Annotated in this window: 9 protein-coding genes and 1 pseudogene; 6 read left to right on the top strand and 4 right to left on the bottom strand. The window is 57.9% G+C overall.

Annotated elements, in window-relative coordinates:
• Positions 1–44 precede the first annotated feature (44 nt).
• From BISA_RS08150 to BISA_RS08140, 3 genes are all read right to left on the bottom strand, one after another.
• On the bottom strand, positions 45–1031 hold the full coding sequence (locus BISA_RS08150) for a TDT family transporter (RefSeq protein WP_033891332.1): 987 nt from the start codon (positions 1029–1031) through the stop codon (positions 45–47).
• A complete protein-coding gene (locus BISA_RS08145) occupies positions 1028–1957 on the bottom strand; it encodes an alpha/beta hydrolase (RefSeq protein ID WP_051917423.1) in 930 nt (309 codons plus the stop codon). Before BISA_RS08145 ends, BISA_RS08150 begins: the two co-directional genes overlap by 4 nt.
• 68 nt (positions 1958–2025) lie before the next feature.
• On the bottom strand, positions 2026–3297 hold the full coding sequence (locus BISA_RS08140) for an MFS transporter (protein ID WP_051917422.1): 1272 nt from the start codon (positions 3295–3297) through the stop codon (positions 2026–2028).
• A 197-nt stretch (positions 3298–3494) separates the two neighbouring features.
• On the opposite strand from BISA_RS08140, the gene BISA_RS08135 reads away from it, so the two are divergent.
• Positions 3495–4145 carry a TetR/AcrR family transcriptional regulator gene (locus BISA_RS08135; protein ID WP_051917421.1) on the top strand — a complete coding sequence of 217 codons (651 nt, stop codon included), beginning with the start codon at positions 3495–3497 and terminating at the stop codon, positions 4143–4145.
• An 11-nt stretch (positions 4146–4156) separates the two neighbouring features.
• On the opposite strand, the gene BISA_RS08130 is transcribed toward BISA_RS08135, so the two are convergent.
• Positions 4157–4750, bottom strand: a complete 594-nt coding sequence (locus BISA_RS08130; RefSeq protein ID WP_033891330.1) for a TetR/AcrR family transcriptional regulator — start codon at positions 4748–4750, stop codon at positions 4157–4159.
• 214 nt (positions 4751–4964) lie between these two features.
• On the opposite strand from BISA_RS08130, the gene BISA_RS08125 reads away from it, so the two are divergent.
• From BISA_RS08125 to BISA_RS08105, 5 genes and pseudogenes are all read left to right on the top strand, one after another.
• Positions 4965–7217, top strand: coding sequence for an exo-alpha-(1->6)-L-arabinopyranosidase (locus tag BISA_RS08125; protein ID WP_033891329.1), 2253 nt, complete (start codon positions 4965–4967; stop codon positions 7215–7217).
• A gap of 210 nt (positions 7218–7427) precedes the next feature.
• Positions 7428–7895, top strand: a pseudogene (locus tag BISA_RS08120) (MarR family winged helix-turn-helix transcriptional regulator); the annotation flags it as partial.
• 152 nt (positions 7896–8047) lie between these two features.
• Complete coding sequence (locus BISA_RS08115; protein WP_237746123.1) at positions 8048–9847, top strand: ABC transporter ATP-binding protein; 1800 nt, start codon at positions 8048–8050, stop codon at positions 9845–9847.
• Positions 9844–11859 carry an ABC transporter ATP-binding protein gene (locus BISA_RS08110; RefSeq protein WP_033891327.1) on the top strand — a complete coding sequence of 672 codons (2016 nt, stop codon included), beginning with the start codon at positions 9844–9846 and terminating at the stop codon, positions 11857–11859. Before BISA_RS08115 ends, BISA_RS08110 begins: the two co-directional genes overlap by 4 nt.
• Positions 11860–12072: 213 nt before the next feature.
• A complete protein-coding gene (locus BISA_RS08105) occupies positions 12073–13017 on the top strand; it encodes a nucleoside hydrolase (protein ID WP_033891326.1) in 945 nt (314 codons plus the stop codon).
• The last annotated feature ends 190 nt before the right edge of the window (positions 13018–13207 follow it).

Genomic DNA, 13207 nt, shown 5'->3' with positions numbered 1-13207 from the left:
TCCTTGATTAAGGAACAGGGCATCACTTATATATATTGAGTCGCTTACGAAAGCACCGCGCGCTTGCCTATGCGCACAAATACCACCGTTGCCAAGATAATCATGATTCCGGCAAGAGTGGTTTCGCCAAACTGCACCCAATGCGCCCACAGTGGTACATGCCAACCAGCCTGCTCGAATACAAGCAGCGCATCCTGCAGAGCGGTGGCGGTAATCACTAAGGGGAAGGTGAATGCCGCATACGCCGGAGATGGGGGAGTGGCGAGCATCCACGGTAGCAGTATCGCTACGAATGCGAATAGTAACTGCGAACAAGTGAGCAGCATCAGCATGAATATAGGATTATGCGTGACGCTTGTGCTGTAATACGAGGCAACCAAAAGACTGATGGGCGCACTGTAAATGGTCATCGTCGGTCTGATGCCGTCTGGCAAACCATGCCAGGCGATACGGCTGGAAATCAATACCAGCATGATGATGTCGATGATGAAACCGATGACATAGATACCATGCCCCGCCCATGCGAGTCCAACGGTTCCGGAAGTCACAGCGGCCACCAGAATGCCAACGAATCCAACCAGCCATGCAGGGCACACAGCCGCCAAATGGAACTCACGCACTATGAACTGCCAAGCAAAATAGACCATTAGCGAAGCGATGCACAGCACCCCGCACCACCAGATGATTTGCGCGCAGCGCAATCCAACAGAACCAAAGCGAGCGAAGTATGTTCCCAAGGTAATAAGCGCCATCGGCATCGTGGTGGTCAATGGCGCAATCATTGGATTGCGATAGTCAGCGGCTAGTGAGGCGCGTACCGCAGTACTGCGGATAGCTATGCAATGTTTGGCCAATACCGGTATCAGCAGCAACAAGCCTAATGCGGCGCTCGCAATATGTATCGGAGTCCACCAGAATTCCGGCAGTAGAGAAGCGGCAAGATTTCCGTATGAAAAAGCGGCTAGCGCCACACCGGCTTGGGGAAGCGGTGTGGCGCTAGCGATTTTCATGCCGCGTGCTGCGGCGCTCACAGGTACCGCCGTGCGAATCGAGCGATATCGTCAATGACTTCCAAAGCCTCGGCGTTGGAAGCATCGCCGGCCTGGGTCACGTTGAAGATGTGTCCCAGAACCTTATCCTGACCGAGCGGCCACATGCGCAGTTCGCAATCGCGGTTGCGGTGCACCATGATGCGGGCCAACTCCAGGGAATTGTCGGCGAGCACATCCTCATCGCTGGTGATGAGGTAGGTAGGAGGCAGGTTGCCGTCCACGATGAGTCGATCGAGATCGTTCTTGTACGGCGCGATGGCAATGATTTCGCTCGGCTTGGTGAAGTAGGCGGCGGTGTAGTAGCTGATCAACGGCTCGTAGACACCACCTTCCAGACGGAACATGCCGGAGGTTGCCACGAAGCCGCGAACGCTCAATCCGCTCGGCTGCATGAACCAGCGCTGACGCACCACCTTGGAATTATTGACGGCCAGCGCATACATGGCCAGTGTGGCACCTGCGGAATCACCAGTGACGAACACCTGATCAGGATTGCCCTGATATTCGGCAACATGCTCCTTAACCCAGGCCATAACCGCCAAGGCGTCGCTGATCTGGTCGAAGAAGCTCACCTGCGGCACAAGGCGATAGTTGGCGTTAACCACCACGAAGCCTTTGCCGGCCAGGATCATATCGCGGCACAGGTTGTTCTCCTTGGTGCCGTAGTAGAGGCCACCACCGTGGAAATCGATGAACACGGGCAGCGGCTCGTCTTCGGCAGCGTCCTCCGGACGGTAGATATCCAGCAGGTGATCGGACAGGCCGTCCTCCAAATAGGGGAGGTCCTTGATGGATTCGATTCCTTCCGGTAGACGCTGGGCGGCAAGATGCGGCGCATCGTTCTTGGCCATCAGTGCGGCACGTTCGGCCAGCAGATCGATGGCTTCCTGACGATCGACAATCATGGTTATTCCTTATATTTCAGTTCGTTGAGTAATACGTTACAGTTCGTGGAGCAAATGCATGCGGCTCATTATTGAGCTTCGGCCAGTTCCTTGTTTTCGCGGAACGGGCGGCCGGTGTATGCGGCGATGACCAGTGCGGCTGCGATGACGTAGATGACGATGCCTCCGGAGATGGAAACCACGTAGCTGCCGGTGGAGTCGAACAGCGTGCCGTGCAGCGTGGTGAATGCCGCGTTGGCGAAGGAACCGAACATCGAGATGATGGACAGGATGGTGCTGTAGTCTTTCGGGCCGAAGGAGTTGCGGATGACCCACGGGATGCCGACCAGCACGAAGCCCTGGCCAATACCAGCGAAGAGGCCTGCGACGATGGACAGCGCCTGCATGTGGGAGATCAGCAGACCGCCCCATCCGAGGATGCCGATGCAGGTGAACAGGGAGACCACGACGGCCGGCTTCAAGTGATCAAGCAGAATGCCGATGAGCATCTTGCCGGTCGCGGCACCGAGCAAGGTGCCGGTCATCACGAGAGCACCCTGGGAGAGAGTGAAGCCATACTGCACTTCGTGGGCGGAGATGTGCTGTAGCAGGGAGTTGGAGAACTGCTGGATGATGATGGCAATGGAAATGAAGATAAAGGCGCGGGTCATGAAGGCCTTCTTGGCATCGAGGCCCTGAGCGGCGGCGTTGGTTACAGTGCCCTTGCCGGCCTGTTCCTCGTAGCCGTACGGCAGTTCACCCTTGGATGGATCCGGGGCGAACTTCAGTGCGAAGATGGAAAACGGCAGAATGCACACGAGCACGGCGATGCCGGTGATGAGGTAGGCGGTGCGCCAGCCCTGAGCGGTGATCAGGTTGGAGACGACCGGGTTGAAGATGGCGCCGCCGATGCCGGAGATGCCCATGCCGATACCCATAACCGTACCGAGCTTCTTGTTGAACCAGTTCGACAACAGCACTGGCGGAGTCAAAGCGATAGGAATCACGTAGGCAACGCCAAGCACGGCGAAGGCCACGTCGAACTGCCAGATGGCGGTGAAGGTGGAGCCGAGGATGAACACGCCGCCGGCGAGTGCGATGCAGACGCTGATCACGATGCGTGAATCGATTTTCTTGAGCAGTGCGCCGGCGAACAGCATGGTGATGGCTGCGGTGATCTGTTCGATGGACAGTGGCAGGGAGACCTGGGAGCGGCCGACGCCGAATTCCGCGGACAGTGCGTTGAAGTACAGGCCCTGGGTGTTGACGATAAGGCCGAAGCCGATGAATGAGAGCACGCAGCAGCCTGCGAATACGAACCACGGCCTCCATGCCTTGGTCTTTGGCGCGTTGGTGGACATTGTGAAACCTCCTTGTATTACTGAGAACCCCGTTGTCTCAAGTAAGTAAGTACTTACTTACAAAAGGAGATGATAGCGAGGGGTGCACTTTTCGGCAATGAGACTGCGGTGGCCGGCGTGTTCCATTGCTATGCAAGGGTTTTCCGACTCCGCTATGATGGCGTGGGAGTGAAATTTCATGCAGGGAAAGGGTGATTATGGCTGCCGCTGCCTCTCCGGATACTGGACGCGCGATTCGTCGACGTAAGAGTGGTGATGAACGACGGCAGGAGATCATTCGCGAGGCAACCAAAGTCATCGCGGAGCGCGGATTCTATGGTGCCTCACTGCAGGAGATCGCCGATGGCATCGGCATCACCCAAGCCGGCATGCTTCGCCATGTGAAGAACAAGAACGAGCTGTTGTTGCTGGTGTTGGGGCAGTTTGAATCCGATAATCCCACTCAGGCATGCTTGGAAGCCATGTTCAGTGATTATCGCGAGACTGGTCGGCCGCAATCTTTCCCCGCCATTTATCGCACCTCGGTTAAGCAGGCGTTGGATAATCCGCGGCTGACGCAACTGTATTTGGTGCTGCGCGCCGAGGCTATGGATCCGAGGCATCCGGCCCACGATTATTTTGCACAGCGTGGCTTAAGGGGCCGCGATAACGTGGCGAACATCAAGTGGAACGTACCAGAGCGATACAGGGATCCCAAGGCTATCGTCGATTTGTATCTCACGATGGGTAGTGCGCTCGACGGCTTGCAGATGCGTTGGCTGGGTGAGAATGATTTTGATTTGGAGCAGCACTGGAAAGTGTGCGAGGACTTCTTCTACCCATTGCCGGAATGGGAAGGTTACCGGTAAGCTGCTGCGGCTTAACGATACCCGTTCCATTGCGGCAGTGGGAATAGCGCCGCCTCGCAATCGGCCCACATGGCATTGAGATCTTGCCCGGGGGAGCGCAGCCAGCGCAACTGAATGCCATCCATCATGGCAAAGCTTGCCTGCAGAATATGCTCCACGTTCACGTTATCCGGCACGAACCAATTGATGTTTTGCGCATTGGCCACGGTCTGCCGCTCGCGATCGGCGAAATAGGCGTGCGCAGGGTGATCGGGGTCCAATGCTTCGGCGCTCAAGGTGGAGAACATATGCACCAGTGAGGGGCGCTTTGCGTTGACTGCCACCACGCGGCGCAGCATATCGGGTATCAGTGGGCGTTCCTCGGTCACCATGCCAGCGGTAAGCGCAACGGTTTCCTTGTCGTAGACTTCACTGAGCACCAGGCTGAGCAGGCCTTCCTTGCTGCCTACATAATGCAGTACGCCGGCTTTGGTGAGTCCCACTTCAGTGGCGATGCGCTGTAGGGAAGTGCCGTAGTAGCCGAGTTTGCCGAATGATTCGACGGTGGCTTCGATGATGGCATTGCGGCGATCGTCGGTCTGCGTAGTGGGGGAGGTGCTGCTCATGAAGGTAACCTTACGGTTGGTTAGTAGTGTTTTCAAATGATTCTGGCGTGTTGTGATTCTGAATTTGATAATCTACCTACCAACCGGTTGGTCGAGAGAAAACGACCTGGAATTCATGGATGAATACCACGGATGATTGAGTACCGCACAATGGCGCCTGATTCCGAGCCGCATGGACTGACTGATATCGCACAACTCAAAGAAAGAGGTTCCCATGAGCGAGCAGACCTACCCTTCTGTCAAGGACCTGACTCTCGAAGAAAAAGCATCCCTCACCTCCGGTGGTGACGCATGGCATCTGCAGGGCGTCGAGTCCAAAGGCATCCCCGGTTACATGATTACCGATGGTCCTCACGGCCTGCGCAAATCCCTGGCTTCCAGCACCGGCGAAACCGATCTGGATGACTCTGTGCCGGCCACCTGCTTCCCTCCGGCTGCAGGTCTGTCCAGCTCGTGGAACCCGGAACTCATTCATCAGGTCGGCGAGGCTATGGCCGAGGAATGCATTCAGGAGAAGGTGGCCGTCATTCTCGGCCCCGGTGTGAACATCAAGCGCAATCCGCTTGGCGGCCGCTGCTTTGAATACTGGTCCGAAGACCCATACCTGGCTGGCCATGAAGCGGTCGGCATCGTTGCCGGAGTGCAATCCAAGGGCGTGGGCACGTCCCTGAAACACTTCGCGGCCAACAATCAGGAGACCGACCGTCTGCGCGTGGACGCTCGCATCAGCCAGCGCGCCCTGCGTGAAATCTACCTGCCGGCCTTCGAGCACATCGTCAAAACCGCTCAGCCGTGGACCATCATGTGCTCCTACAACCGCATCAACGGCGTGCACTCCTCGCAGAACCATTGGCTGCTGACCGACGTGCTGCGCGACGAATGGGGCTTCGAAGGCATCGTCATGTCTGACTGGGGCGCCGACCACGACCGCGTGGCCTCGCTGAACGCCGGTCTGAACCTTGAAATGCCGCCGAGCTACACCGACGATCAGGTGGTGTACGCAGCCCGCGACGGTCGCATCACTCCGGCTCAGCTCGACCGCATGGCTCAGGGCATGATCGATCTGACCAACAAGGCCCGTGCCGCCATGAGCATTGACGGCTACCGTTTCGACGTGGACGCACACGACGAAGTGGCCCATCAGGCAGCCGTGGAATCTATGGTGCTGCTCAAGAATGACGAGGCCATCCTGCCGCTCGACCCGAAGCAGCACGAGAAGATCGCAGTCATCGGCGAATTCGCGCGCACCCCGCGCTACCAAGGCGGTGGCTCCTCACACATCACCCCCACCAAGATGACCAGCTTCCTCGACACGCTTGCCGAGCGCGGCATCGAAGCCAACTTCGCCCCCGGTTTCACCTTGGATCTTGAGCCTGCCGACCCGGCGCTGGAAGCCGCGGCCATTGAAACCGCCAAGACCGCCGACAAGGTACTCATGTTCCTGGGACTTCCGGAAGCCGCCGAATCCGAAGGCTTCGACCGTGAGAACATCGACATGCCGGTCAAGCAGATCGAACTGCTGCGACGCGTTGCCGAAGTGAACCCGAATGTGGCCGTGGTGCTCTCCAACGGTTCCGTGGTCTCCGTGCGCCCGTGGGCCCAGTACGCCAAGGGCATTCTGGAATCCTGGCTGCTCGGCCAGGCCGGTGGCCCGGCGCTTGCCGACGTGATCTTCGGCAAGGTGAGCCCCTCCGGCAAGCTTGCCCAGTCCATTCCGCTGGATATCAACGATGACCCGAGCATGCTCAACTGGCCGGGCGAGGAAGGCCATGTGGACTACGGCGAAGGCGTGTTCGTTGGCTACCGCTACTACGACACCTATAACAAGGCGGTCGATTACCCGTTCGGCTACGGCTTGAGCTATGCCACCTTCGAGATTTCCGATGTGAAGGCCACCAAGACTGGTGCCAACAGCGCTACCGTGACCGCAACCGTGACCAACACCTCCGCAGTGGATGCCGCCGAAACCGTACAGGTGTATGTGGCGCCTGGCAAGGCTGATGTGGCTCGCCCGGTGCACGAGCTCAAGGGCTTCTCCAAGGTGTTCCTGAAGGCCGGCGAATCCACGAGCGTGACCATCGACCTCGACGAACGCGCGTTTGCCTACTGGTCCGAGAAGTTCAACGACTGGCATGTGGAAGCCGGCGAGTACGGCATCGAAGTCGGCGTGAGCTCGCGCGACATCGCCGCGACGGTAAGCGTGGAACTCGATGGCGACGGCAAGACCCAGCCGTTGACCGAATGGTCCACCTTCGGCGAATGGTCCGCCGACCCGGATGGCTCCAAGGTGGTTGAGGCTCTGGCCGCAGCCGGCGAATCCGGCGAGCTGCCGAAGTTGCCGGACAACGCCATGATGCGCATGTTCCTGAACTCCATGCCGATCAACTCGCTGCCTACGCTGATGGGTGAAGCCGGCAAGGACATCACCAAGTTCCTGCTTGATGGCTACGCCGAACTGAAGAAGTAAGGAATGCACGATTTGGCTCCCCTCAACGAGGGGAGCCTTTTGTTCTGTTCTATGTTGTGATGTGATGTGTCGTGCTGCGTTGTGCGACACGCTGATTGTTGCATGTGCAACTGTTGTATGCGGTACACATTACACTGTTTCGTTGCATATACAACAGTTGCACATGCAACGCAAATAACAAACAATAGGGCAATCGAATGGGAGAGCGATATGGATCATCATGCTCTCAGCATCGAAATGCGCTCACTGAGCAAAGCCGTAGATCGATATTTAGGTGAAAGCATGCCGGAATCCGCGCGCATCGCGACCGGCGGCAACGCCCATATCATCATCTTTCTGGCGCGCAATCGCGACCGCGACATCTACCAGCACACCATAGAGCAGAAATTCTGCATCACGCGTTCCACTGCATCCCGCGTGTTGACGCTGATGGAAAAGAAAGGTCTAATCGTGCGCGAGCCGGTGGCCCATGATGCCAGACTCAAACGCATCGTTTTGACCGACAAGGCCGATTCCATCGTGGCCGACCTGAAAGCCAATGGCGAGCGTGTGGAACGTCTGCTGGTCGAAGGCCTGACGGAGAGCGAACAATCCGCACTGCGCGATGGCGTCAGACGCATGCGGGCGAACATCGATGCCGCACAACGAGAATACGAACAGGATATGAAGGAGGAGAGTAAATGAGCGCTAACGCAACCAAGCGTACTGCTTCGGCCGGCAATGTGACCGCAGAAGACAGCGCGGCAGCCACTGAAGCAGCCATCGAACGCTCACGCAAAGCCGTGGAGCCGGCTCGTCCGAAGCACATCATCCGCACACTGTTGGGATCGATGCGTGAATACACCAGGGAAAGCCTGCTGGCCCCGCTGTTCGTGTTCATCGAAGCCATTCTGGAAATCGTGATTCCTACGGTGATGGCCACCCTGATCGATCAGGGCATCACCGGTGGCAGCATGCCAGCCATCATCAAGTTCGGCCTGATTCTGCTGGTCTGTTCCCTGGTCTCTCTGGCCTGCGGCTTCCTGGCTGGAAAGTACGCTGCCATCGCCGCTGCCGGCTTCGCCAAGAACCTGCGACGCGACCAATTTGAACAGGTGCAGCGTTTCAGCTTCACCAACATCGACCGATTCTCCACCGGCTCCATCATCACCCGCCTCACCACTGATGTGACCAATCTGCAGATGGCCTACGGCATGATGGTGCGCATGGGCGTGCGCGCCCCAATCATGGTGGTTGTGGCATGGATCTTCTCGTTCCGCATCAGCCCGTCGATTTCGATGGTGTTCCTTGCCTGCATCCCGATCCTGGCCATCGGCCTGTGCGGACTTGCCGTATTGGTGCACCCGGTGTTCGAACGCGTGTTCCACACCTATGACGCGCTGAACAACGTGGTCGACGAGAACTTGCAGGGCATTCGCGTGGTGAAGTCTTACAATCGTGAATCCTTCGAAATCCATAAGTTCGACCGCATCTCTAAGCGTATTTTCAAGGACTTCACGTTGGCCGAGCGCATCATGAGCTTCAACAGCCCGATTATGATGTTCTGCATCTACGCCTCGATGATTCTGATTTCCTGGATGGGTGCCCAGCAGATCGTGGCCTCCGGCAACAATGCCGCACTGGGACTCACCACCGGTGACCTGACCGCTCTGGTGACCTATGCCATGCAGATTTTGATGGCCATGATGATGCTCTCGATGATTTTCGTCATGTTCATCATCTCCCAGGCGTCCGCCGAACGAATCTGCCAGGTGCTGCAGGAGCAGAGCACTGTGGTCGACCCGCAGAACCCGGTCAAGACTGTGGCAGACGGTTCCATCGAATTCGATGACGTCACCTTCCGCTATTCCGATAGCTCTGAGAAGCCGGTGCTCGATGACATCAATCTGACCATTCCTTCAGGAGCCACGGTGGGTATCGTCGGCGGCACCGGTTCCGCCAAGTCCTCGCTGGTGCAGCTGGTTCCTCGTCTCTATGACGTGTCTACAGGCTCGCTCAAGGTCGGTGGCCGCGATGTGCGCGAATATGATCTTGAGGTCCTGCGCGATCAGGTCGCTATGGTGCTGCAGAAGAACGTGCTGTTCTCCGGCACTATCGCCGAAAACCTGCGTTGGGGTAACCCGGATGCCACCGATGAGGAGATTCGCCACGCATGCCAGCTCGCTCAGGCAGACGGCTTCATCCAGGAATTCCCGGATAAGTACGACACCTACATCGAACAGGGCGGCACCAATGTGTCCGGTGGCCAGCGTCAGCGTCTGTGCATCGCACGCGCACTGCTCAAGAAGCCGAAGATCCTAATCCTGGATGACTCCACGTCCGCAGTCGATACCAAAACCGACAAGCTGATTCGTGAAGCCTTCCACCATGAGATTCCAGACACCACCAAGATCATCATCGCCCAGCGTGTGGCCTCGGTGCAGGAATCCGACATGATTCTGGTCATGGACGAAGGCCGCATCATGGCCCGCGGTACGCATGACGAACTGCTCAAGACCTGCGACGAATACCGATCCATCTACGAATCGCAGACCAAGAACACTGCTGCAGGCCAAGCCGAGCTCGAGCAGGCCGCAGCCAAGGAAGCCGAAAACATCAAGAACGCAGCTGAGGAAGGAGAGGCACGATGAGCGATAAGCAAAGCTTCAAGAACCGCAAGCCCGCTATGGGCAAGCCGGCTCCCGGTACCACCAAGCGCATCTTCGGCTACATCATGCAGTACAAGTGGCGTGTGGTGGCCATCGTGGTATGCATCCTCGTCGGTGCCGCCGCACAGGCCGGCTCCGCACTGTTCCTCCAGTCGCTCATCGACACCTATATTCTGCCGATGGTCGGTGCCAAAAACCCGGATTGGGGCCCGCTCTTGCAAGCCATCACCCTGATGGGCTGCCTGTATGTGGCCGGTATCGTGGCCAGCTGGCTCTGGCAGTGGCTGATCGTCACCGTGGAACAAGGCACGCTGAAGAAGATTCGTGACGACATGTTCGCCCACCAGCAGCATCTGCCAATCCGCTACTTCGACACCAACGAACACGGCGACATCATGAGCCGCTACACCAACGACACGGACACGCTGCGCCAGGCCATCTCCCAGTCCTTCCCGCAGATGTTCGCCTCCGCCATCTCCGCCATCGCGGCAGTGATCTCCATGCTGTGGCTCTCCATTCCAATCACCGTATTCGTGCTGCTGTTCACCGTGGGCCTGTTCTTCGTGGTCAAGGCCATCGTGGGCCGCGCAGGCCGCTTCTTCGTCAAGCAACAGCAGTGGCTGGGCGATGTGAACGCGTTCGTGGAAGAATCCGTGAATGGTCAGAAGGTCATCAAGGTCTTCAACCATGAAGACGACACGCAGAAGACCTTCGACGAGAAGAATCAGGAACTGTTCGAAGCCTCCGCAGAAGCCAACACCTGGGGTAACGTCACCATGCCAGTGGTGGGCAACATGGGCTACATGCTCTACATCCTGCTCGCCATCGTGGGCGGCGCTATGGCGCTCGCCGGCGTGGGCAACGTGGGATTGAACGGCTTCGGCCCGCTGACCCTCGGCACCCTGATCTCCCTGCTGACCTTGTCCCGCTCGTTCATCAACCCGCTCGGCCAAGTCTCCATGCAGCTCAACATGGTGATGATGGCGCTCGCCGGCGCATCCCGCATTTTCGCGCTGATGGATGAGCCGGTGGAATCCGACAACGGTTCCGTGACCTTGGTCAACGTGGAACTGGGCGAAGATGGCCGCACCATGCGTGAGGTCGATCACGAGACCGGCCACTGGGCTTGGAAGCGTGAGGAAGGCGACGACGGTACCCGTTCGTTGAAGGCTGCCGAAAAGCTGCATGGTGCCGCCCGCGAAGTGGCATTGAAGGCCAAAGAGCAGGCCATCACCTCGCCGGATGGTCGCCTGACCCTGCTGCAGGGCGATGTGCGCTTCACCAATGTGACCTTCGGCTACAACCCGGAGAAGCCCGTGCTGCATGACATCACCTGGTTCGCCAAGCCTGGCCAGAAGATGGCGCTTGTCGGTGCCACCGGTGCCGGTAAGACCACGGTGACCAACCTGATCAATCGTTTCTACGATATTCAGGAAGGCCAGATCCTCTACGACGGCATCGATGTGAAGAACATCAAGAAGCCTGATCTGCGCCGTTCGCTTGGTATCGTGCTGCAGGACGTGAACCTGTTCACCGGTACCGTGATGGACAACATCCGTTACGGTCGCCTCAACGCCACCGATGAGGAGTGCATCGAAGCGGCAAAGCTGGTGAACGCGGATGGCTTCATCCGCATGCTGCCGCAGGGCTACCAGACCGTGCTGGAAGGCGACGGCTCTGGCCTGTCCCAAGGCCAGCGCCAGCTGATTTCCATCGCCCGCGCGGCAGTGGCCGATTCCCCGGCCCTGATTCTCGACGAGGCCACCTCCTCGATCGATACTCGTACCGAGGAAGTGGTGCAGGCCGGCATGGACGCATTGATGAAGGGGCGTACGGTCTTCGTGATCGCCCATCGTCTCTCCACTGTGCGCAACTCCGACGTGATCATGGTGCTTGACCACGGCAACATCATCGAACGCGGTTCGCATGATGAGTTGATCGCGCAGAAGGGCGAATACTATCAGTTGTATACCGGTGCTGTAGAACTCGAGTAGCACGGACTGCTTGGTATAAGTCATCATCGGACTCTCCTAGCACAAGGAGAGTCCGATTTTTATTGACAACACTGTTGCACTTGTCAGCATGGTTGTGACGGCATTCCTAGCCACGCCCGGTAATTCGGTGAGCTCGCCTGATGCTCGTTAATATTAACGAGGTAAATCAATAGCCATTCGGTTATTGAGCACAGCACAGGGAAAGGCACTCCCATGACAAAGAAACTGATTCTTGACCTTGATACCGGCGTGGACGATGCCCTCGCCATCTCCTATGCGCTCGGCAGTCCGGAAGTCGAGCTTATTGGCATTACCGGCACGTACGGCAACGTGCTGCTCGAACAGGGCGTGCGCAACTCCCTAGCCATCACCGATTTGCTCGGTCATCCGGAAGTCAAGGTATATAAGGGACTGCCGCACTCCAGCACCACCGATTCCTTCGAAGTGCTCGATATTTCCGCATTCATTCACGGCAAGAACGGCATTGGAGACGTAGACATCCCGGATTCCAACCGTGAGCCGGAAACCGAATCCGCAGTCGATTTCATCATCGATGCTGTGAAAACCTACGGCAAGGATTTGATCTACGTTCCCACCGGTCCGATGACCAACATTGCCGCAGCCTTGAAGAAAGCTCCCGAAATTAAGGATGAAATCGGCAAGATCGTGCTGATGGGCGGAGCCTTGACCGTATGCGGCAACGTGAATGGCTGGGAGGAAGCCAACATCTCCCAAGATCCGGAAGCCGCCGACTACCTGTTCCGCTCCGGAGCCCCGGCCACAATGGTCGGACTCGACGTCACCTTGCAGACCCTGCTCACGTACAAGGAAACCCAGCAGTGGCGCGACCTTGGCACTAAGGCTGGTAACTTCCTCGCAGATATGACCGACTACTACATCAAGGCCTACGAAACCACGTCGCCGCACCTCGGTGGTTGCGGTCTGCATGACCCACTCGCAGTGGGCGTGGCTGTGGACCCGACCCTGATCACCGCGCTGCCCATCAACATGAAGGTGGACGTGGAAGGCCCGACCCGCGGCCGCACCATCGGCGACAACACGCGTATGAACGATCCGGTCAAAACCATGAAGGCCGCTATCGACGTTGACGTGCCTCGCTTCCTAAATGAATGGCCTTTCGCTGTTTGGTGTGGGTGAGTGGGTCGGGGGGGGTGGTGGTGCTGGTCGGGTAGTTTGGGGGTATGGATACCACGTCGTTGTTCACCGCCGCCCTGCAACTGCCTGACCCGTGGAGGGTGTCGGGCGTGGAGTTCCGTGACGAGGAGGACGGCGAGACGGGAACTGCAGTAGTCGCGATCGGGKTTCGCGGCGGGTTCGGCGTTCCCGT

Origin of the sequence: Bifidobacterium saguini DSM 23967, from assembly GCF_000741715.1 — a bacterium.
Classification (GTDB): domain Bacteria; phylum Actinomycetota; class Actinomycetes; order Actinomycetales; family Bifidobacteriaceae; genus Bifidobacterium; species Bifidobacterium saguini.
This window is presented reverse-complemented; position numbering and strand designations above follow the sequence as displayed.